Annotated in this window: 24 protein-coding genes; 5 read left to right on the top strand and 19 right to left on the bottom strand. The window is 72.0% G+C overall.

The genetic code is table 11. The features are described from left to right. Window position 1: 1 nt before the first annotated feature. From C4T42_RS12185 to C4T42_RS12170, 4 genes are all read right to left on the bottom strand, one after another. Entirely contained in the window at window positions 2-943 is a 942-nt protein-coding gene (locus C4T42_RS12185) for a hydroxyacid dehydrogenase (RefSeq protein WP_103985146.1), read from the bottom strand. A gap of 12 nt (window positions 944-955) precedes the next feature. After that, window positions 956-2,320 carry a cation:dicarboxylase symporter family transporter gene (locus C4T42_RS12180; protein WP_100251796.1) on the bottom strand — a complete coding sequence of 455 codons (1,365 nt, stop codon included), beginning with the start codon at window positions 2,318-2,320 and terminating at the stop codon, window positions 956-958. A 136-nt stretch (window positions 2,321-2,456) separates the two neighbouring features. Beyond that, window positions 2,457-3,737, bottom strand: coding sequence for a UxaA family hydrolase (locus tag C4T42_RS12175; RefSeq protein WP_103985153.1), 1,281 nt, complete (start codon window positions 3,735-3,737; stop codon window positions 2,457-2,459). 7 nt (window positions 3,738-3,744) lie between these two features. Further along, complete coding sequence (locus tag C4T42_RS12170; protein ID WP_020094921.1) at window positions 3,745-4,062, bottom strand: UxaA family hydrolase; 318 nt, start codon at window positions 4,060-4,062, stop codon at window positions 3,745-3,747. 337 nt (window positions 4,063-4,399) lie between these two features. On the opposite strand from C4T42_RS12170, the gene C4T42_RS12165 reads away from it, so the two are divergent. Next, the gene (locus C4T42_RS12165) at window positions 4,400-5,146 is read left to right on the top strand and encodes a sulfite exporter TauE/SafE family protein (RefSeq protein WP_103985145.1); all 747 of its coding nucleotides are present in this window, start codon (window positions 4,400-4,402) and stop codon (window positions 5,144-5,146) included. A gap of 17 nt (window positions 5,147-5,163) precedes the next feature. Here C4T42_RS12165 and C4T42_RS12160 read toward each other — a convergent pair whose 3' ends face one another. The 10 genes from C4T42_RS12160 to C4T42_RS12115 all read right to left on the bottom strand — a co-directional run bounded on the left by C4T42_RS12160 (window position 5,164) and on the right by C4T42_RS12115 (window position 15,141). Next, entirely contained in the window at window positions 5,164-6,168 is a 1,005-nt protein-coding gene (locus tag C4T42_RS12160; protein WP_103985144.1) for an ABC transporter substrate-binding protein, read from the bottom strand. Between the two features lie 259 nt (window positions 6,169-6,427). After that, window positions 6,428-8,053, bottom strand: a complete 1,626-nt coding sequence (locus C4T42_RS12155) for a thiamine pyrophosphate-binding protein (RefSeq protein WP_103985143.1) — start codon at window positions 8,051-8,053, stop codon at window positions 6,428-6,430. 12 nt (window positions 8,054-8,065) lie between these two features. Continuing rightward, window positions 8,066-9,790 (bottom strand): FAD-binding protein, encoded by a 1,725-nt coding sequence (locus tag C4T42_RS12150; protein WP_103985142.1) that lies wholly within the window; start codon window positions 9,788-9,790, stop codon window positions 8,066-8,068. Next, complete coding sequence (locus C4T42_RS12145) at window positions 9,787-10,398, bottom strand: fumarate hydratase C-terminal domain-containing protein (RefSeq protein ID WP_020094916.1); 612 nt, start codon at window positions 10,396-10,398, stop codon at window positions 9,787-9,789. The genes C4T42_RS12150 and C4T42_RS12145 overlap by 4 nt, the downstream gene beginning before the upstream one ends. Window positions 10,399-10,408: 10 nt before the next feature. Then, window positions 10,409-11,281, bottom strand: coding sequence for a fumarate hydratase (locus C4T42_RS12140; RefSeq protein WP_042672195.1), 873 nt, complete (start codon window positions 11,279-11,281; stop codon window positions 10,409-10,411). Between the two features lie 30 nt (window positions 11,282-11,311). Next, window positions 11,312-11,689 carry a succinate dehydrogenase gene (locus tag C4T42_RS12135; RefSeq protein WP_020094914.1) on the bottom strand — a complete coding sequence of 126 codons (378 nt, stop codon included), beginning with the start codon at window positions 11,687-11,689 and terminating at the stop codon, window positions 11,312-11,314. Then, window positions 11,686-12,015, bottom strand: a complete 330-nt coding sequence (locus C4T42_RS12130; RefSeq protein ID WP_020094913.1) for a succinate dehydrogenase membrane anchor — start codon at window positions 12,013-12,015, stop codon at window positions 11,686-11,688. The genes C4T42_RS12135 and C4T42_RS12130 overlap by 4 nt, the downstream gene beginning before the upstream one ends. Next, window positions 12,012-12,764: a 2Fe-2S iron-sulfur cluster-binding protein gene (locus C4T42_RS12125; RefSeq protein ID WP_020094912.1), complete on the bottom strand. Its 753-nt coding sequence runs from the start codon at window positions 12,762-12,764 to the stop codon at window positions 12,012-12,014. The genes C4T42_RS12130 and C4T42_RS12125 overlap by 4 nt, the downstream gene beginning before the upstream one ends. After that, window positions 12,761-13,783 (bottom strand): ABC transporter substrate-binding protein, encoded by a 1,023-nt coding sequence (locus tag C4T42_RS12120; RefSeq protein WP_020094911.1) that lies wholly within the window; start codon window positions 13,781-13,783, stop codon window positions 12,761-12,763. Before C4T42_RS12120 ends, C4T42_RS12125 begins: the two co-directional genes overlap by 4 nt. A gap of 434 nt (window positions 13,784-14,217) precedes the next feature. Further along, the gene (locus C4T42_RS12115; RefSeq protein WP_049961883.1) at window positions 14,218-15,141 is read right to left on the bottom strand and encodes a CDP-diacylglycerol diphosphatase; all 924 of its coding nucleotides are present in this window, start codon (window positions 15,139-15,141) and stop codon (window positions 14,218-14,220) included. A 120-nt stretch (window positions 15,142-15,261) separates the two neighbouring features. On the opposite strand from C4T42_RS12115, the gene C4T42_RS12110 reads away from it, so the two are divergent. Together C4T42_RS12110 and C4T42_RS12105 are read left to right on the top strand one after the other, a co-directional pair. Beyond that, a complete protein-coding gene (locus tag C4T42_RS12110) occupies window positions 15,262-15,561 on the top strand; it encodes a hypothetical protein (protein ID WP_020094909.1) in 300 nt (99 codons plus the stop codon). 51 nt (window positions 15,562-15,612) lie between these two features. Next, on the top strand, window positions 15,613-17,310 hold the full coding sequence (locus C4T42_RS12105) for an IlvD/Edd family dehydratase (protein WP_103985141.1): 1,698 nt from the start codon (window positions 15,613-15,615) through the stop codon (window positions 17,308-17,310). A gap of 176 nt (window positions 17,311-17,486) precedes the next feature. Here C4T42_RS12105 and C4T42_RS12100 read toward each other — a convergent pair whose 3' ends face one another. The 3 genes from C4T42_RS12100 to C4T42_RS12090 all read right to left on the bottom strand — a co-directional run bounded on the left by C4T42_RS12100 (window position 17,487) and on the right by C4T42_RS12090 (window position 22,471). Then, window positions 17,487-18,029, bottom strand: coding sequence for a TetR/AcrR family transcriptional regulator (locus C4T42_RS12100; RefSeq protein ID WP_020094907.1), 543 nt, complete (start codon window positions 18,027-18,029; stop codon window positions 17,487-17,489). A gap of 246 nt (window positions 18,030-18,275) precedes the next feature. Continuing rightward, window positions 18,276-21,389 carry an efflux RND transporter permease subunit gene (locus C4T42_RS12095; RefSeq protein WP_103985140.1) on the bottom strand — a complete coding sequence of 1,038 codons (3,114 nt, stop codon included), beginning with the start codon at window positions 21,387-21,389 and terminating at the stop codon, window positions 18,276-18,278. Continuing rightward, window positions 21,386-22,471 carry an efflux RND transporter periplasmic adaptor subunit gene (locus tag C4T42_RS12090; RefSeq protein WP_091978509.1) on the bottom strand — a complete coding sequence of 362 codons (1,086 nt, stop codon included), beginning with the start codon at window positions 22,469-22,471 and terminating at the stop codon, window positions 21,386-21,388. Before C4T42_RS12090 ends, C4T42_RS12095 begins: the two co-directional genes overlap by 4 nt. A gap of 189 nt (window positions 22,472-22,660) precedes the next feature. Between C4T42_RS12090 and C4T42_RS12085 the strand changes: the two genes are divergently transcribed. Next, window positions 22,661-23,071: a group III truncated hemoglobin gene (locus C4T42_RS12085; RefSeq protein WP_103985139.1), complete on the top strand. Its 411-nt coding sequence runs from the start codon at window positions 22,661-22,663 to the stop codon at window positions 23,069-23,071. An 87-nt stretch (window positions 23,072-23,158) separates the two neighbouring features. Here the strand turns inward: C4T42_RS12085 and C4T42_RS12080 are convergent, their stop codons facing one another. After that, window positions 23,159-24,382, bottom strand: coding sequence for an MFS transporter (locus C4T42_RS12080; RefSeq protein WP_103985138.1), 1,224 nt, complete (start codon window positions 24,380-24,382; stop codon window positions 23,159-23,161). A 263-nt stretch (window positions 24,383-24,645) separates the two neighbouring features. Between C4T42_RS12080 and C4T42_RS12075 the strand changes: the two genes are divergently transcribed. Further along, complete coding sequence (locus tag C4T42_RS12075) at window positions 24,646-25,308, top strand: ribonuclease H (protein ID WP_020094902.1); 663 nt, start codon at window positions 24,646-24,648, stop codon at window positions 25,306-25,308. 63 nt (window positions 25,309-25,371) lie between these two features. Here the strand turns inward: C4T42_RS12075 and C4T42_RS12070 are convergent, their stop codons facing one another. Further along, window positions 25,372-25,665, bottom strand: coding sequence for a hypothetical protein (locus C4T42_RS12070; RefSeq protein WP_026605213.1), 294 nt, complete (start codon window positions 25,663-25,665; stop codon window positions 25,372-25,374). Window positions 25,666-25,686: the final 21 nt, after the last annotated feature.

Here is a 25,686-nt window from a genome sequence, read left to right as displayed (position 1 = left end):
CTCAGCGCTCCGTGAGATGGCGGCGGACGGCCGCGGCCGTGACGGCGGAGACGCGCACGTTCGATTCCTGCGTCACCCCGGCGATGTGCGGCGTGAGGATCAGGTTCGGCACGTCGGCGAAGACGGCGCCCGCCGCCGCGTCGAGGGGCTCCCGGTCGAACACGTCCAGCGCCGCGCCGCCGAGATGGCCGGAGCGCAGGGCTTGCGCCACGGCGGCCTCGTCCACCACCCCGCCGCGGGCCGCGTTGATCAGGATCGCGCCCGCAGGCATCCGGGCCAGCGCCGCCGCGTCGATCAACCCGCGGGTCTGATCGGTGAGCGGCACGTGCAGCGAGAGCACGTCGCTCTGCGCGATCAGCGCGTCGAGCGCCTGGCTCTGCACGGGGCCGTAGGCCGGGTTCCAGGCCGGGTCGTCCGCGGCCACGAAGGGGTCGTGGGCGGCGACCGTCATGCCGAGGGCCGCCGCCCTCCGGGCAGTCTCGCGGGCGATCGACCCGAAGCCGACGAGGCCGAGGCGCTTGCCGGCGATCTCGCGGCCCATCAGGGCGTTGCGCGGCCACGTGCCGGCGGCGACGGGGGCGGTGGCCCCGTAGGCGCCGCGCAGGAGCAGCATCGCGGTGGCGACCACGTACTCGGCGACCGCGCCGTCGTTGGCGCCGGTGGCCGGGTAGACCGCGATGCCGCGCGCCCGGCAGGCCGGGACGTCGATGTTGTCGAGGCCGACGCCGAGGCGGCCGACGACCTTGAGGTCGCGGGCGGCGTCGAGCAGAGGGCCGCGGACCTGGGTCCGGTTGCGCACGATCAGGGCGTCGGCCCGGGCCACGGCGGCGGCGAGGTCCCCGGGCCGGTCGACGAGGCCGGGATCGTACTGCACGTCGAGGCCGGCGAGCTCGGCCGCGATCGCGGCCTCGTCCATGAACTCGCTGATGATGACCTTGGGCATGGAGGATCCTTCTCAGGTCGCCGGCACGGCAGCGGGGAGGGGGCGGCGCGAGGCCGCCGCCGGCTCGCGGGCGGGGATCGCGTCCGCCGCCTCGTCCTCGTCGTCGAGAAGGTCGAGGTTCGGGGTGATGCGGCCGTCGAGCACCGCCCGGGCGTGGGCGAGGTCGATCTTGCCCTCCCAGCGGGCGATCACGAGGGTCGCCACCATGTTGCCGACCGCGTTGGTCACGCAGCGCAGCTCGTTCAGGATGCGGTCCACCCCGATGATCAGGGCGATGCCCGCCACCGGCAGGAGCTGCGAGGCCTGGAGCGTCGCGGCGAGCACGAACAGGATGGCGCCGGCCACGCCTGCCACGCCCTTCGAGGTCACCAGCGCGATGGCGAGGATGCCGAGCTCCTGCTCCCAGGTCAGCGGCACGTTGAGAGCCTGGGCGATGAAGCCGATCGCCATGGTCAGGTAGATGCACGAGCCGTCCATGTTGAAGGACAGGCCGGCGGGCATCACGAGGCCGGTGACGCTCTTGTCGACCCCGAGGCCGTTGAGCTTGGCCATGATCCGCGGCAGCACCGATTCCGAGCTCGTGGTGCCGAGCAGGATGAACAGCTCCTCCCGGCTGTAGCGGAACAGCTTCCACAGGCTCAGGCCGACGTAGAAGCGCATCACGCCGCCGAGGAAGACCGCGATGAACACGATGAAGGTCAGGTAGAGGGAGACGATCAGCATCCCGTACTGGGCGAGGATGCCGAGCCCGAACTTGCCGATGGTGAAGGCCATCGCCCCGAAGGCTCCGATCGGCGCGAAGTGCATGATCAGGCCGACGACCTTCATCAGCACGTCGCCGAAGGCGTGGACCACCTTGAGCGGGAACTCGCCGCGCCGGCCGAGCATCGCCAGACCCATGCCGACGAGCACCGAGAAGAACATCACCTGGATCAGGTCGCCCTTGGCGAAGGCGTCGACCGCGCTGTGCGGGATGATGTTGGCGACGATCTCCATCGGCGACTGCGCGTGGGCCTTGCCGGCGATGCCGGCGACCAGCTTGGCGTCGAGGCTGTCGACCGTGGCGTTCACGCCGTCGCCCGGCCGCAGCAGGTTGACGAACAGGAGGCCCGCGGCGAGCGCCACGGTCGTGGCGACCTCGAAGTACAGGATGGTCTTCAGGCCCATCCGGCCGACGCTCTTCATGTCGCCGACATGCGCGATGCCGACCACGACCGTGCAGAAGATCACGGGGGCGACGATCATCTTGATCAGGTTGATGAACATGTCGCCGAGGATCTTGCAGCCCACGGCGAAATCGGGGGCCACCACCCCGACCGCGATGCCCAGCGCGATGCCGAGCAGGACCTGGCCGTAGATCGACCGAAGCAGCCTCATGCGTTCCTCCAGAATGACGGGACGGAGGCCGCCGCGGTTTCCCCCGCGGTCGTGCGCTCCGGCGTGGTCCTGACCCCGTGGCGTCGGGGCCGCGCCCGCGGACCGGATCGCGGTCCGCGGGCGCGGGACTTGTGCGTCAGGCGCTGCGGTAGAGCTTCGTCATCACGAATTCCCGGTGGCCGAGGGACTCGGCCGCCGTGAGCCGGCCGTTGGCGGTGCGCACCACCATGTCGATGAGCGCGTCGCCGGCCTGCGGGATCGTCATCTCACGGGTGAGCACACCCGAGACGTCGACGTCGATATGCTCGCCCATGGTCCGCACGGTCCGGGGATTGCCGGTGATCTTGATCACCGGGACGATCGGGTTGCCGATGACGTTGCCCTGGCCGGTCGGGAAGGTGTGCACCACGTAGCCGGCCGCCGCCATCAGGGTGACGCACTCGGCCGCCGCCGAGGACGTGTCCATGAAGTACAGGCCGGGCCCCTTGGCGGGCGCCTCCGCGGGCTGCAGCGCGTCGATGAACCGGCACTCGTGGCCGATCTTCTCGAGGTTGCCGAGCGCCTTCTCCTCGATCGTGGTGAGGCCGCCCGCGATGTTGCCCTTGGTCGGCTGCGAGTCCGAGAGATCGTCGGTCTTGTGGGCCTCGATCACGTCGTTCTGGTAGGCCTTCCACATCGTGTACCACTTGTCGGAGACTTCCGGGCTGATCGCCCGCTCGCGACAGAGGTGCTCCGCGCCGGTGATCTCCGAGGTCTCGCCGAACACCCCGTAGATCCCGTGCGGGATCAGCTTGTCGTACATGTTGCCGACGGTGGGGCAGGAGGCGAGGCCGGTGGTGGTGTCGGACTCGCCGCACTTGGTCGAGACCCAGAGGTCGGCGATCGGGCATTCCTCGCGCTGGAGCTCGGTGGCCCACTGCACGAAGCGCTTGGCCTGGTAGCTCGCCCTGGCGACGATCGCGATGTCGCCGTGGCCCTCGATGCCGAAGCCGACGACCGGCTTGCCGGTCTTGGCGATGCCCTCGACCACGCGGTTGGTCCACTGGTCCTCGATGCCGATCACCACGACGGCGGCGACGTTCGGGTTCGAGCCGATGCCGATCAGGGTGCGGAAGTGGAGGTCCAGGTCCTCGCCGAACTGGAGCCGGCCGTAGGCGTGGGGCAGCGCCATCGTGCCCTTCACATTGTTGGCGACCGCCTCGCAGGCGGCGTTGGACAGGTCGTCCAGCGGCAGGAGCACGACGTGGTTGCGCACGCCGACCCGGCCGTTCTCCCGGCGCCAGCCCATGAAGGTGGCGGAGGTGTAGTTCTCCGAGGCGCGCCCGGTCGCGAGCGCCTTGGTGGCGAACTGATCGGGCGCACCGCCGACGAAGGGGGTGGCGATCTCGTGTTCGAGCTGAGCGGCTTCCTTGAACATCGTCACCTCACCAGCGCTTCGTCTTGACGTTGTGGACGTGGACGTGCTCGCCCTTGGCGACGTCCTTGATGACCTTGCCGATGTCCTGGCCGTACTTGATGGCCGTGTCGCCGGCCTTCAGGTCGGTGAGCGCGACCTTGTGGCCGATCGGGATGTCGTGGCGGACATGGACCTCGAAGGTGCTGTCGTTCTCGGTGACCACCCCGAAGGCGTCGGTGCTCGCGCTCAGGCCCTCGATCACCGCGACGGCGACGTTGTCCTGGGGGGAATGGGCGAGAAGATGCGGCTTGCGGCGCCCCGCGCCGGACGCGGCGTGGCTGCTCATGCGGTCCTCCTGATCTGCGTCGTCGGCTTCTCGGCGGCGACTGGTCTTATATAAGACCAATGAGGTGTCCGGCGTCAACGGGTGATCGAGGGGTGCGGGTGATTTCACTGGTTCGGGGACGGCACCGAGCGCCCCCTCCTCCTCTGTGGCGGTGGGAGGTCGCGAGCCGGATCCGGAGGGCCGACCCTGTCGCGCCGCAGAGGCATGTGCCTTGCTCAGTCGAACAAGTCTTATATAAGATACATGGAAAGAGAGCCCGCCCCGGCGGGACGCGGGCCGGGAGGACGAGAATGGCGGGTGTGCGCGCGGATGGGATCGGCCGGGCCGGGCGCCCCCGGTGAACGAGACGCTTCTCCTGATCCTGTGCGTCGGCTGCGCCGGCGTGATCTCGGGCCTGACGGGCTTCGCCTTCGCGCTGATCGCCTCCGGCACGCTGCTGTCGATCCGCACGCCCGTGGAGGCGACCGCCCTGGTGCTCGTCTGCAGCATCCTCTCGCAGGTGATCTCGATCCTGCGCCTGCGGACCTGGCCGCCGCGGGGCACCGCCTTCGCGATGATCCTGCCGGGCATCGTCGGCGCGCCGATCGGCATCCACCTGCTGCATGATCTCGATCCGCGCTTCATCAAGGTCGCGATCGGCGCCTTCCTTGTCCTCTACAGCGGCGGCGTCGCGCTGCTGCGCGCCGATTACCGGGTCGGCTTCGGCAATCGCTGGAGTGACGGCGCGATCGGCTTCCTGGGCGGCGTGCTGGGCGGGATCGCCGGCCTGTCCGGCGCCCTGCCGACGGCCTGGAGCCTCGTGCGCGGCTGGGATCCGCGCACCCAGCGGGCGGTCTACCAGTCCTTCACCCTGGTGATGCAGGTCTGGGCCCTGACGATCCTCGTCTATCTCGATCCGCTGCCGCCCGAGCTCCTCGGCGACCTCGCCCTGGCGCTGCCGGTGGTGCTGGTGAGCGTGCTCGCCGGGCTCTCGCTGTTCGCCCGGATCGACCAGCGCCGCTTCCGCACGCTCGTCCTCGCGCTGCTCGCCGCGATCGGCCTGACCACGACGGCCCTGGCGCTGCCCGGCCTGCTGCAGAACTGAGCGCGGCCGGTGGGGCGTCAGCTGCCCGCCTTGTCGTGGACGCCCGCGAAGAACAGGTCCTTCCAGCTCTCCGGCCGGCGACGGATCGTGCCGGTGCGGGCCATGAAGTCGGCGACCTTTCCGACCGCCCGGGGCGTCGCCGTGAAGGAGACCTGCGGGTCCTTCAGGATCTCGGTGATCAGCCCGACATCGCTCCCGTTGCGGGCGAGCCGCACGTAGGCGCGCGCCGCCTCCGACGGATCGGCCGTGATCGCGGCGAGCGCGTCGTCCAGGGCGGCGTTGAAAGCCGCGACGACACGGGGATTGGCGCCCGCGAAGGCCGAGGACGCCCAGACGACGTTGAAGGTCGAGGGTTCGCCCAGCACGTCGAAGCTGTTCAGCACCGTGCGGATGCCGGGCCGGCGCAGCTCCAGCTCCTGGATCGGCGCGGCGGTGAAATGGGCCGTCACCTCGCTGCCCCCGAGGAGCGCCGCCATGCCGTCGGGATGGGAGAGGGTGACGGTGAGCCGGTCGAGGTCGTTGCGGCGGCCTGCGCCGAGCTCCTTCTCGGCGGCCATCTGCAGGAACATCGCCTGGACCGAGACCTTCACGGCGGGGAGCGCGATCTTGTCCCGGTCGGTGAAGTCGGCGAGCCGGTGCACCTTCGGATTGCTGGTGTTCATCAGGAGCGGCATGCTGTTCATCGCCGCCACGCCCTTCACCGCCATGGCGGTGCCCTCGGTCTTCGACCAGAGCAGCACGAGGGGCGGCACGCCGCCGGCCGCGAACTGGATCGTCCCGGAGAGCAGGGCGTCGTTCATCGCCGCCCCGCCCGCGAGGGTGAGGTAGCGCGCCTGGAGCCCCGCCACGCCGCGGGCGGCCGCGGCCTTCTGGAGCAGGCCCTGCTCCTCCATCAGCATCAGCGGCAGGTGGCCGAGGCTCGGCTGGCGGGCGATCGCCACCGCGCCGACCTCGTCGGCCCGCCCCGGGACGGGACTCGCCAGGAACGCCGCTGCCCCGGCCAGAACGTCGCGTCTGCGCATGATTCCCCTCCTTGAGCCCAAGGTCCACGACCGTCGCGCCGGCGCACGTGGCGGGCGCGACCTGCCCCCTCTCCCGAGCGGGAGAGGGTTGGGGTGAGGGATGAGAAGGTTCAGGATTAAGCCCGCCCTCGAACCGCCTACGCGGTGCGCCTCGTCCGGATAGGTCTCATCCCTCACCCTGTCCCTCTCCCGCCCGGGAGAGGGGACCCGCGCCTCATTCGGCAAGACGGCGTCGCCGTCATGTATCGTGCTCGCCCCCTCAGCCGGGGCGGCGGATCACCGGCGCCGCCACGCTCGCGATCATCACGTTGATGCAGGCCGGCAGGCCGCTGGCCTGGGCCGCCTCCAGCGCCGCCGGAAGCTCGGCCGCCTCGGTCACCAGCGCCCCGAAGCCGCCGAGGGCCTGGACGACCGCGTCGTAGCGGGTCGGGAGCAGGTCGCAGTGGCGCGTCCGCTCGGGGCCGTAGCTGCGCAGCTGGATCTGGTGCTCGGCGTTCCAGCGCGCGTCGTTGCCGACCACCGCGACGAACGGGATTCGATAGCGCACGGCGGTGTCGAACTCGGCCATGTGGAAGCCGAAGGTGCCGTCGCCCAGCACCGCGACCACGGGGGCCCCGGGGCGCTCCAGCGCGGCGGCGATCGCGAAGGGGATCGACGCGCCGATCGTGCCCGAGACGCCGTTGATCAGCCGGCGCCCGGCGCGGACCAGGGCCTGCGGCCACTGCCCGATCTCGCCGCCGTCGCAGATCAGCGTGCCGTCGGGGTGGCGTTCCAGGAAGGCGTCGACCGCCCGGCACAGCTCCACCGGGTGCAGGCGCGCACCACCCCCGCGCAGCTCCGCCCAGGCGGGCGGCCGGTAGGCGAGGGCGGCCCGCGCCTCCCGGTGCCAGGCGTCCCGGCGGGGGAGGGCGGTGCCGCTTACGGTCAGCGCCGCCAGCACCGGCCGCGGATCGGCGACCCCCGAGACGGTGAGACGGTCGGCCGGCGCGCGGGCCAGCAGCGCCGGATCGGGATCGACGAGGGCGAAGCGGCAGTCGGGCGCGAGGGCGGGAGCCGCGCCGAAGCGCAGGGTGAAGTCGAGCGGCTTGCCGAGGAGCACGAGGAGATCGGTCCGCGCCAGGATTTCGGCGAAGGCACCGAGTGCCGGATCGTTGATCCCGCGCGGGCTCTCCATGCCGACGACCGGCAGGCCGAGCGTCTCCTCCAGCGCCGCCATGGCGGCCCGGCCGGAGGCGTCGCACAGGGCCGGGCCGCAGGCGATGAGCGGCCGTTCCGCACCGGCGAGGGCGGCGCGCAGGTCGGCCACGAGGTCCGGCGCCGGCTCGGCGGCCCGGATGGAAGCCGCGGCCCGGTCCGGGATCCGCACCGAGGCGGCGGGGACGACCATGTCCAGCAGGTCGACCGGCAGGCTGAGATGGACCGGACCGGGCCGCCCCTCGCGGGCGATCCGGAAGGCCCGGGCGAGGTCCGGCCCGAGCACCGCGACCGACCCGGCGGTCCAGGCCGCCTTGGTCATCGGCCGGGCGATGTCGGCCTGGGCCAGCTCCTGGAAGGCGCCCCGCCCGAGCTCGGACAGGCCCGCATGGCCCGAGAGCAGCAGCACGGGCGAGTCCGCCGCGAGCGCCGTGGTGAGCGCCGCCGCGCCGTTGGTGTGGCCCTGTCCGCCCGTGACCAGAGCGACGCCGACCTCGCCGGTCAGCCGGCCCCAGGCATCGGCCATGTGGACGCAGGCCGCCTCCTGGCGGGTGTGGACGAGGCTGATCCCGGTCTCCAGCAGGGCGTCGAAGACCGGCATGATGTGGTTGCCCGACAGGGTGAAGATCCGGGTGACGCCGAGCGCCTCCAGGGTCCGGGCCACGATGTCGGCGCCGCGCAGGGTCTGCATGGCGGGTTCTCCTCAGGCGGCGGCGTCGAGGAGCGAGCCGCCGGGCCGCACATGCGTGAAGTGCACCGGCTCCATCGCGAGGTCGAGCGCCCCGCCGCGCTGGCGCACCACGGTGAAGTGCGAGGTCGCGAGGTCCGAGGCCTCCGGGAAATCCTCGCGAAAATGGGCACCGCGGCTGTCGGTGCGGGCGAGCGCCGCCCGGGCGACCGCCTGCGAGACCAGAACGAGGTTCTCGAGGTTCAGCCGGTCCATCCAGGTGAGCGCGTAGCGGCGGTCGCCGTCCGGCGCGCCGGCCCGGGCGACCGCGTCGGAGAGCCCGTCGAGGGTGGAGAGCGCCCGGGTCAGGCCGGCCTCGTCCCGCAGGATGCCGACATCGGCCCACATCGTCTCGTAGAGCGCCTCGCGGATCTCCGGCAGCGACCCCGCCGGCCGGCCGAGCGGGCCGTAGGCGCGGGCGAGGCCCGCCTCGATGGCGGTGGGATCGGGCTCGGCGAGGCGGCCCTCGCGCGTCACGGCCCGCGCCATGGACTGGCCGGCCAGCCCCCCGAACACCGTGGAGTTCGCAACGCCGTTGCCGCCAAGACGGTTCGCCCCGTGGACGCCGCCGGTATCCTCGCCGGCCGCGAAGAGGCGCGGCAGCGCGGTGGTGCAGTCGACCGCGAACTGGAGGCCGCCCATCATGTAATGGGCGGTGGGGATGACCTCGACGAGCCCGCCCGCGAGGTCGAAGCCGCAATCGGCGCAGCGCTCGACCATGCCCTTGAACCGGCGGCGCACGTCCTCGGGGCCGAGATGGCTCATCTGGATGTGGACGCCCCCGCTCGGCGTGGCGAAGCCGTCGCGCAGCCGCCGCATGATCGAGCGGCTGACCACGTCCCGGGTCGCGCGCTCGGCCCGCGGATCGTAGGCCTCCATGAAGCGCTGGCCGGTGGAATCGAGGAGCCAGCCGCCGGCCCCGCGCAGGCCCTCCTCCAGCACCGTCCCGGTCATGCGGGTGCCGGCGCCGGCGAGCAGCCCGGTCGGGTGGAACTGCACCATCTCCATGTCGCGCAACGGCAGCCCCGCGCGCAGCGCCATGGCGAGCCCGTCGCAGGACTTGTCGCCCGACGGCGTGTGGTACTTGTACATGGTCGGCCCGCCGCCGGTGGCGAGCAGCACGGCCTTGGCCCGCACCAGCTTCGGTTCGCCGGTGCGCATGTCGAGCATCAGCACGCCCGCCAGCCCCGATCCATCCCGGGCCGGGATCAGCTCCAGGGCACGGTGGTCCTCCAGGCGGCGCACGTCCCGGCGCCAGACCTGCTCGGACAGGCGGTTGATGATCTCGATGCCGGTGAGGTCGCCCTTGTGCACCGTCCGGTCGAAGGTCTGGCCGGCGAAGGCCTTCTGGTGGACGCTGCCGTCCGGGTTGCGGTCGAAGAAGCAGCCGAGCTCGGTCTCCAGCTCGCGGATCCGCACCTGCGCCTCGGTGACGAGCGTCCAGGCCAGCGCCTGGTCGTTCAGCCACTTGCCGCCCTCGATCGTGTCCATGAAGTGCCGCTCGACCGAGTCGCCCGGCGCCAGCGCCACGTTGTAGCCGCCCTGGACCATGCGGGTGCAGCCGCATTTCCCCATCAGACCCTTCACCGCGACGGTGACGTCGAGGTCGGGCGCGATCTTCTTGGCGTGGAGCGCGGCGAACAGCCCGGCCCCGCCGGAGCCGAGGATCAGGATGTCGGTCTGGACCTGCTCGGGGCTCATCGGGCATCTTCCAGGGAGGCGATGACGGCGTCGCGCCGGGCGGCCACGTCGCGCTGCACGTCGGCGAAGAGCGAGCCGCCGTGGGAATCCATCCCGACCAGCAGCGGCCCGAAATCGCGGATCGCGAATTGCCACAGGCTCTCGGGGTGGAGGTCGTCGAGGTCGACGTCCACGATGGTCTCGATCCAGGTGGTCTCCAGCGCCGCCGCGCCGCCGACGATCGCCAGGTACGCGCCGCCGCGCCGCGCGAAGGCGTCGAGGGTCGCCGGTCCCATGCCGCCCTTGCCGACGATGAGGCGCACGCCCTCTCGCTCCATCAGGGCGTCGGTGAAGCGCTCCATGCGCATCGACGTGGTGGTGCCGATGCAGAACGGTGCGAAGCCGACCGGCGCCTCGTTGGAGACCGGGACGCGATGGACGTTCGGCGCGGTGTGGATCACCGCGTGGCCGTTCAGGTCGAGCCGGGTGCGGCGGTCCCGGTCGAACATGTGGATCAGGGTCGCGTCGCGGATGCCGAACAGCCAACGCCGCAGGGTGACGGTGTCGCCGATCCGGAGCGCCCGGATCTCGGCCTCGCCGGCCGGCATGTCGAGGACGTGGTGGGCCACGGTCTGCTCCTCAATCGAACGCGATGCCGCCGGGCGTGAGCGTCGCGCGGGCGCGGCGGGCCGAGTGGCACTGGATGTTCACCGCGACCGGGTTCTGGGTGATGTGGGTCGCGGCGAGCTCGACATGGACGGCGAAGCTCGTGGACCGGCCCCCGAGCCCCTGCGGGCCGATGCCGAGTTCGTTCACGGCCCGCGACAGCTCGGCCTCGATCCGGGCGCCTTCGGGATCGGAGCAGACCGAGCGCAGCGGCCGGGTCGCCGCCACCTTGGCGAGGTGCATGCACAGGTCGGAGGTGCCGCCGAGCCCGACGCCCACGATGGTCGGCGGGCAGACCCGGCCGCCGAGCTCGATCACCCGGTCGATGACGAAGCGCTTGGCCGCGCCGATCCCGTCCGAGGGCAGCAGCATCTGCAGGAACGAGCCGTTCTCGGAGCCCGAGCCCTTCGGGATCATCTCCACCGCCACGGTCTCGGGCCGGTCGTCGAAGTCGACGTGGATGATCGGCACGCGGATGCCGCAGGAGGTCTGCTCGTTCCTGCGGGTGATCGGGTGGACCACCGAGGAGCGCAGGGAGAAGTCCTTGGTCGCCCGCTCGCAGCCGCGCCGGATCGCGGCCTTGAGCGCGGCGCCGTCGAAGCGCACGTCGGCGCCGATCACGACGTTGTAGATCGGGATGCCGGTATCCTGGCAGAGGATATTCTTCGTGCGCTCCGCGACCGCGACGTTCTCCACCATCGTGTCGAGGATGGCGCGGCCGGTGGCGCTGGTCTCGGCCCGCTGCAGGTCGGCGAAGCCCGCCTTGATGTCGGGCGGCAGGATCTTCAGGGCGCGGACGTAGAGGTCGCGGCAGACCTCCTCGAATTCGCGGATGTCGAGATCCATGGCGGGTCTCCGCTGGTGACGGTCGGGGGATCAGGCCCCGCTCAGGAGGAACAGCAGGCCGACCGCGAAGGCGGCCGCGAGACAGCCCGCCACGACGCCGGCATTGCGCTCGCGGAAGCGCAGCCACTCGATGGCGAGCACGCGCAACCCCAGCGCCATGTGGACGGCGAGCGCGCAGACGAGTCCCCATTCGGCCGTGCGGACGAGGCCGTTGTGGGTGAGGCCGAGGAAGCTCTCCAGCCGGTCGGCACCCTGGAGCGCGGTGCCGAGCGCGATGAAGTGCATCGGCAGGAACAGCGCCAGGGCGATCCCCGAGAGCCGGTGGATCAGCGCGGCGGCGAAGCCGGGCCGGCGCAGGGACGCGCGGGTGATGCCGGCCCGCCCGGCCGTGCCCGGGGCGGTCCTCATGCCGCGTACACCGCGAGTGCCGCCCGCAGGCCCAGCCCGGCGAGCAGGGCCGAGAGGGCGATCATGGCGACGTCGAGGGAGCGGCCGCGCCAGCCGGTCCACTCGCGCAGGACGCTGCGCAGGCCGATCGGCGCGTGGATCGCGGCGGCCAGGACGAAGACCGCGTAGAACAGCAGGAAGGCGAGGTTGCCCTGCGTCCGGCCCAGGATCTCGCCGGCCGTGAGCCCGCCGCGCACCGCGTAGAGGATCGTGCCGAGATGGACCGCGACCGTGACCGCCAGGATCGCCGCGGTGCCGCGCTGGGCGAGGTACAGGAGCGGGCTCATCCGCGCCTCCAGAACCGGCGCAGCGCCGCCTTGCCGGTCTCGCGCTTGAGGCCCGCGATCGAGAAGGTCGGGCTCAGGCCCTTCGGACAGTGCTCGGTGCAGCTCATGTGGCTGTGGCAGGAGTGGCAGCCGGCATCGCCCGCCACCGCGGCGAGCCGATCCCGGTCGCGGTCGCGCACGTCGTTGACCAGCGTCCAGGCCCGGTTGAGGGCCGCCGGCCCGAGATAGTCGGGGTTCCACGTCACCAGATCGCAGGCGGCGTAGCAGACGCCGCAATTGATGCACTCGATGCCGGCATCGACCTCCCGGCGCGCGGCGGATTCCGGTTCCACGACCGCGAAATCCTCGGGCGGGTTCTCGCCCGGCTCGAAGAAGCCGTGGGCCCGGCGCCACTTCTCGAAGAAGGGCTCCATGTCGACCGCGAGGTCCTTCACCACCGGCAGGTTGCGCAGGGGCTCCAGCAGAAGCTCTCCGTCGGGCGCCACGGCGGCGACCCGGGTCCGGCAGGTCCAGCGCGGGCGCCCGTTCACCGTCATGCCGCAGGAGCCGCACATGCCGACGCGGCAGGCGAACCGGTAGGCGAGGGTCGGGTCCTGGTCGCGCTGGATCTCGGTGACGACGTCGAGCACCGTCTGGTTGGCCCGGCGCGGCACCGCGTAGTCCGCGACGGTCTCGCCGCGCCGGACATGCACCCGCAGCGTCTCGCCTGCACCCGGGTCGACGGCCGCGTGGCCGACGGGAGCCGTCACCGGTTGGCCTCCTTCGGAGCGCCGGCAGCGTTCGGATCGGGGAAGAACAGCTCGCTCTCGCTGTCGGCCTTGGCCGAGACCAGCCCGGCCCGGTTCATGTACGCGAGGTAGGCGAGCATCCGCTCGGGCTTGGTGGTCCAGGCGTTCTGCGGCGCGCGGATGATGGCCACGGCCTCCTCGGGCGAGATCTTCGCCCCCTCGGCCTTGATCCACAGGGCGGCGGCCCGGGCCGGGTCGTCGCGGATCAGCGCGAGGCTCTCCTCCAGCGCCGCCCGGAAGGCCGCCGTGACCTTGGGGTTCTCGGTGACGAAGCGGTTGGTCGCCCAGACGAGGTTGAAGGTGTGGGGGCCGCCCATCACGTCGTAGCTGTCGAGCACCTTGCGGGCGCGCGGGTCCTTCAGCTCCATCTCCTGGAAGGGCGGAGAGCCGAAATGGGCGGTGATCTCGGAGCGGCCGCCCATCATGGCGGTCTGCGCGTCCGGGTGCCCCATCGAGACGGTGAGCGGGTCGAGCTTGGCCTGCTGGCCCGGCCCGAAGGCCTTCTCGGCGGCCATCTGCAGGGTGATGGCCTGGATCGAGGTCTTGGCGGTCGGCAGGGCGATCTTGTCCTGGGGCCCGAAATCCGTGATCGCCTTCACCGCCGGGTTGATGGTGACCAGCCAGAGCGGCATCGCGTTCAGCGCCGCCACGCCCTTGACCTTGAGATTGCCCTGCGTCCGGCCCCAGATCGTCAGGAACGGGCCGACGCCGCCGGAGGCGAGGTCGAGGTTCCCGGAGAGCAGGGCCTCGTTCATCCCCGAGCCGCCGGTGAAGCGCAGCCACTCGGCCTTGACGTCGAGCCCGCGCTGCTTGGCCTGCTTCTCGAGCAGGCCCTCCTCCTCCATCACGGTGAGCGGCAGGTAGGAGATCCCGAACTGCTTGGCGAGCCGCACGGTCGAGACCTCGGCCCGGGCGGCGCCGAGCGCCCCCCATAGGACCGCGACCGTCCCGACGAGCCGGATGATGCTCCGTGCCGTCATGGCGCTCCTCACCTGTCCGCGCGCCGATCTTGCGAAGTCCGCGACCTCGTCGGCGTCGGATCGAGGATACGCCCCCGGGAAGGCCTGTCAACATTCATGTGTCATATATATGACTTGAGGGCCGAGCTCCCGGTGGCTGCACCGAGGCGCCCCGTGCGCGAGGGGACCGGCGGCGGATCGGCGGCGTGCGACCGGCTCTCGCCCTCGCTCTCATCGCGATGATCGTCGACATGGCACGCGTCAGAGTCGGCCCTTGTCTCGGGCTACCCGCCCCGCTGCGGGCGTCGGCACAGATTTAAGGTCATTTATAAGACTTGCGCGCAGGCGTGCCGCTGCCGGCTGCCGCGACGTCGCTCACGCGAGGGCCGGCCGGAATGCGGCCTGCGGCCGGCACCGCGCAACCCGACCCGCGGCGGAAGCCGGATCCGCCCGCGTCAGTCTTCCAGTGGCCGAAATCCGCTCGATGCGGGCTCCGCCGCCACGGCGCAGGTGTGGTCCTGCACGACCTCGCCGTTGGAGGCCTTGCCGAAGCGGCTGGTCACCAGACCGTCCAGGAGCACGAAGCCCGGCTTCGCGCCCGGAAACTCGGCGCCCACGACAGCCAGGGCGTGCTCGCCCATGGCCGAGCGCGCCCCGTCGTCGCGCGCCAGCAGGTCGAACGGGTCCGCGGTGCCGAGATCCTCGCCGAGCACGCGCATCGCCCTGTACGGGCGACCGACCAGCGGCTCCGCGAGAGGGGCCCAGCGATCCCCGATCGTGGGTGCGAGGCGGCGGAGGGTGTCGCGGACATCCTGGCGGACGCAGTCGATGTGGATGTGCAGCTGCCCCTGAGTCCGCCGCAGCCGCGAATTCACCGCGAGACTGACGTCCCGCCGGTCGAGCGGATGGCCGAGACGCTCCTCCACGAAGGTTCGGGCGCGCCACGCCTTGGCGAAGTAGTTCGTCGTGCCGGGCTGGAGGAGCACGGGGCTCTCGATGCCGGTGATGCGCGCCGTCGGGATCAGGAGGAACTGCGCCCGCCCGCGAAGGTCTTTGAGGATGGCGTATCCCTTCTCGACCCCACCCTCCAGGTCGACCAGGCTGCACGGTGCGGGGCCCTGTCCGCGCAACGCGTGGGGGACGCACGCGCCGTGCACGATCGCCCACAGGGCTCCGCCCTTCCCGAGGAGGTTGGGCACGAGGGCGACGGCCAGCCAGACGGCCGTCGCCGCGAGGACGAGCAGGATGCCCAGCGATCGCCGCGACAGCCCGGTCCTCGCGCGCCCCGTCGAGCCGCGCGGTGACACGGTGCCCGGCCGGCCGCGGACGGCGTCACGCACCTGACGGGTGAGCTCGGCCGCGGCTCTGCGCAAATCCATGACGTGACCCGGTAGCCCGTTGCCGCGAAGCGCCGGGGCCGCCGACGCCGGAACCGTCTTACAGATCGCCCGCCGCCTGAGCGATCTCTGTCCCGCTACGGATGCAACGCCGGACGGATCGTGCGGAACGCGGGCGCCGCCGTGGAGGCTGGCACCGGACGCGGTGACGCGGCCGCGCTTTTCGCGCTCCGGAAGCCGCGCGGCCCCTTCTCGGACACCTATCCGATGGGCCATGCCTTGAGAGGCCTCGTCATCGGCGCCGGACTGGGACATGCCTGTCCGCACCCCGATGCCGTCGGCGGCCGCAACCGATCCGGCGGCGCGCCGCCGGGAACGCGGCGCGAACGACAGGGGTGGGACGACGCGCGCGAGGACCTGCTCGACGCGCGCTCCGGGAGCCGGGAGCCCGGCGACCGCTGAGACAGACCGGACGGCCGGGGCGACCCGGGCCGCCCACGCGAGGAGACGACCATGACCGACGAACCGCACGGCTTCGACCGCGGCCTGACCAATTACGGCGACCGCGACTTCGCCCGGTACCTGCGCCGCTCCTTCGCGCGCTCGATGGGCATCTCGGTCGGCCTGCTGAACAAGCCGGTGGTCGGCATCGCCATGACGCCGTCGGGCTTCAACAACTGCCACCGGGGCATGCCCGAGCTGGTGGAGGCGGTCTCCCGCGGCGTGCTGGCGGCCGGCGCCCTGCCGCGGCCGTTCCCGACCGTGTCGCTCGGCGAGGTTTTCCTCAACCCGACCAGCATGATGTACCGCAACCTCATGGCCATGGACACCGAGGAGATGATCGGGGCCCAGCCGATGGACGCGGTGGTGCTGATCGGCGGCTGCGACAAGACCGTGCCGGCCCAGCTCATGGGCGCGGCCTCCGCCGACCTGCCGGCGATCCAGCTCGTCACCGGCCCGATGTCGACCGGCCGCCACCGGGGCCAGCGGCTCGGCGCCTGCACGGATTGCCGGGGCTTCTGGGCCAAGTACCGGGCCGGCACCGTCGACGCCGAGGAGATCGCCGAGGTCGAGGGTCGGCTCTCCGTCACGGCCGGCACCTGCGCGGTGATGGGCACGGCCTCGACCATGGCGTGCATCGCGGAGGCGCTCGGCATGTCGCTGCCGGGCACCGCGGCGATCCCGGCGGTGCATTCCGACCGGCTGGTGGCCGCCGAGGAGACCGGCCGCGCGGCGGTGCGGCTGATCGAGACGCGGATCCGGCCCTCCCAGGTGATCACGCAGAAGTCGGTCGAGAACGCGATCCGCGTGCTGATGGCGGTGTCGGGCTCGACCAACGCCATCGTGCACCTCACCGCCATCGCCGGGCGGCTCGGCATCCGGATCTCGCCCGAGCGGTTCAATCAGATCTCCGACGAGACGCCGGTGCTGGTCGATCTGAAGCCCGTGGGCCAGGGCTACATGGAGGATTTCCACGCCGCCGGCGGCATGGGCGCGCTCCTGCGCGAACTGCGCCCGCTCCTTCACCTCGACACCATGGACGTGGAGGGCCGGATGCTCGCCGAGCGTCTGGACGAGCCGGAGGCCTGGGTCGACCGCGCGGTGATCCGCACCGCGGCGGATCCCGTATCGCCCGTCGGCGGCTTGGTGGCCCTGTCCGGCAGCCTCGCGCCCGACGGGGCGATCTTCAAGCGCGCGGCGGCGACGCCCGAGCTGTTCGAGTCGGAGGGCCGGGCGGTGGTGTTCACCGGCCTGGAGGACCTCTCGGCGCGCATCGACGACCCCGACCTCGATGTGGCGCCCGGCGACATCCTCGTCCTGCAGAATGCCGGCCCGCACGCGGCCGGCATGCCGGAGGCGGGCTACCTGCCGATCCCCAAGAAGCTGGCGCAGGCGGGCGTGAAGGACATGGTGCGCATCTCCGACGCGCGGATGTCGGGCACGGCCTTCGGGTCGATCGTCCTCCACGTGGCCCCGGAGGCCGCGGTGGGCGGACCGCTGGCCGCGGTGCGCGACGGCGACCGCATCCGCCTGTCGATCCGGGACAAGCGCGTCGATCTCCTGGTCGCGCAGGACGAGATCGCCCGCCGGCTCGCCGACCATCGCCCGCCCCCGGCCCCGGCCCGGGGCTACAAGGCGCTCTACCGGCGCAGCGTCACGCAGGCCCCGGAAGGCTGTGACTTCGACTTCCTCGCCAAGGCGGAGGGCTGACGGCCCGCAACCCTCCGTCCGGACGCGCCGGACGGCCGTGACGGACACCGTCGATCCGAAAACCGCGGCCCGCCCGACCGCGGGCCGCGCGCCGTCGCGGCATCTGAGGCCATCGCATCGCCCGTGCCTGTCCCGGCGGTGAGGCGGCCCGAGCCGGGGTGCCGCCTCGGACCGGCTCAGCCCGGGATCGTGGAGCGCGCCGCCTCGAGCAGTTCCCCGGCCAGGGCCTCGTCGTCGACGCCCCGGGCCAGCACCACCGCCCCCACCATGGTCGACAGCGCGATCAGGGCGCGCTGCCGGCGGCGTTCCTTCGACGCTCTGGGCAGCCTGTCCGCGATGAGACCGGCGAGCCCCTTGACCCCCTGGGTGAACCGCGCCCGCAGGGCGCTTCCGGGCGGCTCACGCCCGACGTCGTTCACCAGCGCCGCGACGGGGCAGCCTCTCCCCGGCGTGCGGACATGCCCCAGGGAGAGGTAATTCTCGATGAAGGCGTCGAGGTTGGCCCGGTACTCGGCGCTGATCGCCGCGTCGAACGCCTCCGCAGCGAGGGCATCCTTGCTGGCGAACTGACCGTAGAAGCCGCCATGGGTCAGGCCCGCGGCCGCCATGATGTCGACGACGCCGATACCGTGCAGGCCGCGCTCCCGGAACAGGGCCGAGGCGACCTCGACCACGCGCTGGCGGTTCAGCTTGGCTTGCTCCTGCGAGACCCTCGGCATCGTACCGTCCTCCGCTCCGCCTCCTCACATAGATGCGAGATGTCATTTATTGAAGGGACGGCGAGCCGCGGATGCCCGAGGCCGGGCGGAGAGCGGCGTCGCGGTCGCGCCGCGGCGGCCGTTCAGGGCTGCCGACCGGCCCGGGCGAGGGGGCGAAGCGCGGGCCGGTCGACGCACCGCGCGCCCGGGACCCGAGCGCGCGATCGCGGGATGCCCCGAGCGGGGCATCGGTGGGGGGCGGCCGGGTCAGGGCTCGGCCGGCACGGGCACCGGTGCGGGGCCGGGTGCGGTCCGCGGCGCGTGCGCGTCCCGCGCCACCCGGAACCAGAGGGCGTAGAGTGCCGGCAGGAACAGCAGGGTCAGCAGGGTCCCGACGCCGACGCCGCCGATGAGCACGTAGGCCAGCGCCCCCCAGAACACCGAGTGGGTCAGCGGGACGAAGGCGAGCATCGCGGCAGCGGCCGTCAGGATCACCGGTCGGGCCCGCCGCACCGTCGACTCGACGATGGCCTCGTAGTCCGACAGGCCCGCCGCGCGGTCGTGGTGGATCTGGTCCACCAGGATCAGCGTGTTGCGCATCAGGATGCCGGACAGCGCGATCAGGCCGAGGATCGCGTTGAAGCCGAAGGGCTGGTGGAAGACGAGCAGCGTCGGGACCGCCCCGACGAGGCCGAGCGGCGCGGTCGCGAACACCATGAACATCGTGGTGAACGAGCGGACCTGCAGCATGATGACCGTCAGGGTCATGATCAGCATCAGCGGGAAGACCGTGACGAGCGCCTTCATCGCCTTCTCGCTCTCCTCCACCGAGCCGGCCGTGTCGATGCGGTAGCCGGGCGGCAGCCTCGCCTTGATGGCCGCGAGTTCGGGGACGATCTGCGCGTGGATGTCCGGCGGCTGCTTGCCGTCGATCACGTCGCCCTGCACGCGGATGTAGGTCTCGCGGTTGTAGCGCTTGAGCACCGCGTCCTCGTTGCGGCTCTCCAGGTGCGCGACCTGGGAGAGCGGCACCTGCCGCCCGTCCCGCGTGGCCAGCGTCAGGTCGCCGATGTCGCCGAGCGAGCGGCGCTCGGGGCCGGGGCTGCGCAGGAGCACGTCCACGGAGCGGAGGTTCTCGCGGACCTGGGTCGCCGGCGTCCCGTTGAGGTAGCTCTGCAGCTGCTGGCCGGCCTCCTTCGGCGTCAGGCCGATCAGGCGCAGGCGCTCCTGGTCGAGGGCGAGGTGCAGGGTCGGCGTCCTGTCGCCCCAGTCGAGGTGGACGAGGCGCATGTTGGGGTTGGCCATCATGACGTCGCGCACCTCCGCGGCGATGCCCCGGATGACGGTGAGGTCGGGCCCGACCACCCGGAAGGCGACGGGGAAGCGCACCGGCGGCCCGAACACGATCTGCAGCACCCGCACCCGCGCCTCGGGGAAGCGGCCGTCGTCCACGAGCTTGCGCACCTTGCCGCGCAGCACGTCGCGGGCGTGGGAATCCGCGGTCTGGACGACGATCTGCGCGAAGGCGGGGTCCGGCAGCTCCGGGTCGAACGAGAGCACGAAGCGCGGCATGCCCTGGCCGATATAGCTCGTGATCTCGCCCGCCTCGGGCAGCGCGCGCACGGCCGCCTCGACCTTCCGGACGCTGGCCTCGGTGGTCGCGAAGGCGGACCCGGTCGGCAGCGTCACCTCGACGATGAGCTCGGAGCGCTCCGAGTTCGGGAAGAACTGCTTCTCGACCTTGCCCATGCCGACCGCGGCCGCCGCGAACAGCGCCACGGTGATGCCGGCGGCCATCCACTTGTGGTCGACCGAGAGCCGCACGACCCGGCGCAGGCGCTGGTAGTTCCGCGTGGCGTAGATCGCGGCGTGCCCGCCCTCGACCTTCTTGATGTCGGGCAGGAGCTTGACGCCGAGGTAGGGCGTGAAGGTCACGGCCACGATCCACGAGACGATCAGCGAGAAGGCCACCACCCAGAAGATGTTGCCGGCATACTCGCCCGCCGTGGAGGCGGCGAAGCCCACCGGCAGGAAGCCCGCGATGGTGACGAGCGTGCCGGTCAGCATCGGCGCGGCGGTGGCGCTCCAGGCATGGGTCGCCGCCGAGACCCGGTCGGCGCCCTCCTCCATGCGCACCACCATCATCTCGATGGCGATGATGGCGTCGTCGACGAGGAGGCCCAGTGAGATGATGAGCGCGCCGAGCGTGATGCGGTCGAAGTCGCGGCCGGTGATCATCATCACCACGAACACGGCCGAGAGGGTGAGCGGCACCGCCAGCGCCACCACGATGCCGACCCGGAAGCCGAGCGCCACGAGGCTGACGAAGATCACCACCGAGAGCGCTGTGAAGAACTTCACCATGAACTCGTGGATGGCGTCGTCGATCACCCTCGCCTGGTCGGTGATCTTCGTGAAGGTGATGCCGGTCGGGAGATCGCGATGGATCGCGACCTCCTCGGCGTTCAGCGCCTCGCCCAGGCTCAGTCCGTTGAAGCCCGGCTTCATCACGAGGCCGAGCACCAGGGCCGGCGCGCCGTCGTTGCGGATCGCGAAGGTCTTCGGGTCCTCGTAGCCGCGTTTCACCTCGGCGATGTCGCCGAGCTTGAGGCTGCGGTCGCCGGCCGCCACCGGCAGGTCGCGGATCGCGTCGAGGCCGTCGATGGCGCCGTCGAGGCGCAGGTAGACCCGCGGGCCGTCGGCCTCGACGAAGCCGGCCGGCGTCACGTCGTTCTGGTTGGCGAGCGCCGCCAGCAGCTGCTGGCCGGTGATGCCCAGGGTCGCGAGGCGCTGGTAGGAGACCTCGACGAAGATCTTCTGCGCCTGCTCGCCGAGGATGTTGATCTTCTCGACGCCGGGCACGCGCAGCAGCCGCTGGCGCAGGTCCTCGGCGCGGAGCACGAGATGCCGGTGCGGCAGCCCCTGGGCCTGGAGCGCGTAGAGGGCGAAGTAGACGTCCGAGAACTCGTCGTTGAACAGCGGCCCGAGCACGCCGCGCGGCAGGCCGGAGGCCTGGTCGGAGAGCTTCTTGCGCGCTTGGTAGAATTCCGACTGGAGCCGGGCCGGCGGCATACTGTCCTTGAAGAAGACCTTCATCAGCATCAGGCCGGGGCGGACGGTCGTCTCGACGCGGTCGTAGTAGACGAGCTCCTGCAGCCGCTTCTCCAGCGGGTCGGCGACCTGCCGCTGCATCTCGTCGGTGGTCGCGCCGGGCCAGGCGGCCGAGACCGCCATGGTCTTGACCGTGAAGGTCGGGTCCTCGGCGCGCCCGAGCTTCTCGAAGGCGAAGATCCCGGCCGCGGTGACGGCGAGCAGGAGGAACAGCGTGACGGCGCGCTCGCGCACCGCCAGGGCCGAGAGATTGAAGCCGGAGGCGTTCATCGGCCGGCCTCCACGACGCTGGCGTCGGCCTGACGGACCTTCTCGCCCGCTCTCAGCAGATGGGCGCCGAGCGCGACGATCCGGTCACCGGGCGTCAGGCCCGAGGCGACTTCCGCGGTCTCCTCCGACAGGCGCGCGACGGTGACGGGCTGCGCCGCGACGGTCTGGGTCTCGGCGTCGTAGCGCCAGACGGCCGAGCCGCCGCCCTGGTCGAACAGGGCCCCCAGCGGCACGGACACCGAAGCCCGCGCCTGCCCCTGGGCAGGGATCAGCTGGAGCGTCACAGTCGCCCCGAGGGGCGCGGTCTCGCCCCCGCCCGACAGGATGTAGCGGGCGCGGTATGTGCGGGTCGCCGGATCGGCCGTGGCCGACAATTCCCGGAGCTTGGCCGGGTAGGTCGTCTCGCCCTCGGCGTAGAGGGTGGCCGACGCCGTGCCCTTCGCGCGTTGCCGGCTCCCCTCCGGCAGGAACACCTCCGCCTCGCGCGCGCCGTCGCGGGCGAGCTTCACCACCGTCTGCCCGGCGGCGACGACCTGGCCGGGCTCGGTCGGCACCTCCATCACGACCCCGTCGGCATCGGCCTGGAGCTCGGAATAGCCGGCCTGGTTGGCGATCTGGCTCGCCTGCGCCTCGGCGTTGGCGAACTGGGCGATGGCCGCGTCGGCGGCCGCCTTGTTCTGGTCGTAGGTCTGCTTGGAGGTCCACCCGTCGCCGACGAGCTTGCGGCTGCGCTCCTCGTCGGCCCTGGCCTTGATCATCTGCGCGCGGGCCGCCTCGACCGAGGCGCGGGCCGCGTTGAGCGCCAGGGTGAAGTCGGTCCGGTCGAGCCGCATCAGGGGCTGGCCGAGGCGCACGTGGTCGCCCGGGTCGACGAGGCGCTCGAAGATCTTGCCGCCGACCCGGAAGCCGAGGTTGCTCTCGGTGCGCGCCCGGATCACGCCGGTGTAGCGCGCCACCGCCGCCGAGGCGGGCGCGACCGCGACGGTCTGCACCAGCGGCGGCTCCGGCGTGACGGCGGTCTCGGCCGGCGAGCATGCCGCGAGTGCCAAGCCGGCGAACCCGATCACCCATCGCGCGTCCATCACCGAGCTCCGTCGCAGCCGATCGCCCAAAAGAATTATGACCATCATTTATTCTGGCGCGATACCGCGGTCAATGGCGGCCGCGCCCGGCGTCGGCCGAGGACTGACGCGCGCCGTCCCCTCCGGCTCCGATCCGGAGGCCGTCCGATCCCCCTTGAAGAGAGCGGGGTCTGCCGGCATCTCACGATCATGCCCGATGTCGCGCTCGACGAAGCCAGCCTCGCCCGCTTTCTCGATGCCTTCTACGGGCGCGTGCGCGGCGATGCGCTGCTCGGACCCGTCTTCGCGGCCGCGATCCCCGACCCGGACTGGCCGCGGCACATGGAGACCGTCCGGGCGTTCTGGTCCTCGGTCCTCTTCAAGTCAGGCCGGTACAAGGGCAACCCGTTCGGCAAGCATCTCGCGCTGGGCCGCCTCGAGCCCGAGCACTTCGCGCGGTGGCTCGACCTGTTCGGGGAGACGGCCTCCGCCCATTTCCCGCCCGAACCTGCCGCCCTCCTGATCGAGCGCGCGCACCGCATCGGCGACAGCCTGAAGGCGGGCCTGTTCTTCCGGCCAGACGTGCTGCCCGTGCCCGCGGCGGGATCGGCCGCGCCGTGACCCGCGGAGAAGGCGCACGCGTGAGACGCACGCGGAGCCGCGACCGGCGGGACGGCCCGAGATCCCGGGGGGGCGGGTCCGGAGCCCTCAGAGCGCGGCCGGACTCGTGCGCGCCCGACGGCAGTGAATCAGCCACAGCACGATCGCCACGTTGACGGCGTTCCAGGCCAGCCCGTTGACGAACGCCGCACGGTAGGAGCCGGTGGCGTCGAAGATCGCCCCCGTGAGCCAGCCGCCGAGCGCCATGCCGGCCAGCGTCGCCATCAGCACCGCACCGATCCGCGCCCCGGCCTCCTCGGCCGGGAGGTACTCGCGCACGATGATCGCGTAGGCCGGCACGATGCCGCCCTGGAACAGGCCGAACAGAGCCGAGATCACGTAGAGCGAGGTCAGGTCGTCGAACGCGAGGTAGAGCGCGAGCGCCGCCGCCTGCAGCAGCGCACCGGCCAGCAGCGTCGCGAGACCGCCGATCCGGTCGGCGACGAAGCCCGACGCGACCCGGCTGACGATGCCGAAGCCGAGCATCAGCGACAGCATCTGCGCGCCGCGGGCGACGCCGTACCCGAGATCGCTGCAGTACGCCACGATGTGGACCTGCGGCATCGCCATCGCCACGCAGCACGCGGTGCCGGCCACGACGAGGAGGCCCTGCAGCGCCGCGGGCGACAGCGTCGTCACGGCCTGCGGACCGGCCGCGCACGTCGCCGAAGCCCGCGGCGGCCGGCCCCGCATCGCCAGCGCGAGGGGCAGCATGGCGACGAGGCAGAACAGGCCGATTCCGGCCTGCGTCGCGCGCCAGCCGTACGCGTGGACCGCGCGCTCCACCACCGGCGGCCAGAGCGTGCCCGCGAGGTAATTGCCGGACGCGCACAGCGCGACGGCGAGCCCTCGCCGGCGCGAGAACCAGCGCGACACGTCGGCCATCAGCGGTCCGAAGGCGACCGAGCTGCCGAGCGCCCCGACGAGCACGCCGTGCACGAGGGCGAACTGCCAGAGGTTCGTCGCGAGGGCGCTGAGCCCGTAGCCGAGGGCCAGGCAGACGGTGCCGAGGAGCAGCGGGGGCACGATGCCGATGCGGTCCGCGAGCCGGCCCATCAGGAGGCCGCCGACCGCGAAGCCGACCATCGTGAGGGTATAGGGCAGGGCGGCCGCCGCCCGATCGACCCCGAACTCGGCCTGAACGGCGGGCAGCACGACGACGACCGACCACATGCCGACGCCTCCGACCGTGCCGAGCGCCGTCGCCGCGGCGAGCCGACGCCAAGCGCGGCCCGAATCGGCAATCCCATCCTCAGCCATTCCGGCGCACATCGATCTCCGTCCGTGCGGCGCGTTTCACACGAATGCGCCTTCGTCGCCAGCACCGGGCCCGCCCGTCGGCGCGGGCCTTCGGGACACCGCTCGCTTGCCGACGCGCGCCTCACCCGGCGCTGCCGCGGCGCGCGATCGGTGCTAGAGGTGCCGCCGCGCTCGCCGGCGATGCCGGCTCGGGCCGGGGCGACCATCGGTCGGCCGATGTCGGGCCTCGATGGCGCCCGTCCACCGACTACCCGTACGAGAGGGCTGACGCCACGATGCGAACGATCGTTTATGCCGATGGCGGTTGCGACCCGAACCCCGGGCCGGGGGGGTGGGGCGTCGTCATCGCGGCCCCGGACGGCACGATCGAGCTGTGCGGCGGGGAGCCCGGCACCACGACCAACAACCGGATGGAACTGACGGCCGCGATCAAGGGCCTCGAGCATTTCCCCGCCGGGGCCGCGATCGAGATGCGGTGCGACAGCCAGTACGTCGTCAAGTCGGTGACCGAGTGGATGCGCGGCTGGAAGGCGCGGGGCTGGCGCTCGACGACGGGTGACGTGAAGAACGTCGATCTCATGAAGCGCCTCGACGAACTGAACGCGGCGCGGGACGTGAAGTGGACCTGGGTCCGGGGGCATGCCGGCGACCGCCTCAACGAGCGCGCCGACGCGCTCGTCCACAGGGGGCGTCGCGAAGCGAAGCTCGGCAAGCTCGAGTCGCGGAGCAGCGCCGCGCCCGTACCGGCCCCGACCGCCGCACCGGCGCCGTCGAGCCGGGGCGCCGACCTGCGGATCGACCTCGCGCTCGGCCTCCAGGTCGCTCGGGCCGCGAAGGCGGCGGGTGTCACGCCCGACGCACTCGTCGACGATGCGATCCGCTTTTACCTGGAGATCGGGCCGAGCGAGGTCGCACGCCTGCGATCAGGCCGGGCCTAGCGGGCGAGGCCGCGCGCGGCGACGCCGGGTCGCCGTTCCGCGATCTCCGGGACGGGGCTCGGCCTACTCGCAGACCTCGATCCGCCGAATGTGCTCGTACCCGTACGGGTCGATGTACGCGCGGCGCTCGAAGTGGCAGGCGCCGTACGGGTCGGGCGCGGCGTAGACGGGGCGACCCGGGTAGTACCCGCTGTTGGCGGACGCGATGGCGCTCCCGGCCACGACGCCGCCGAGGATGCCCAGCGCCACGGCGCCGCCGACGCCGATGCCGCGCGCCTGAGCGGCCGGCGGGGTGGCGCAGAGTGCCAGAGCGACCAGCGCGGCCGCACCGCCGGTCCGCAGAAACGTTTGACGCATGGTGTCCTCCCATTCCTCGAT

It is taken from the genome of Methylobacterium sp. 190mf (assembly GCF_900107945.1).
Classification (GTDB): Bacteria; Pseudomonadota; Alphaproteobacteria; order Rhizobiales; family Beijerinckiaceae; genus Methylobacterium.
Note: the sequence above shows the minus strand (reverse complement) of the source record. Positions and strands in the feature narration are given on the sequence as shown.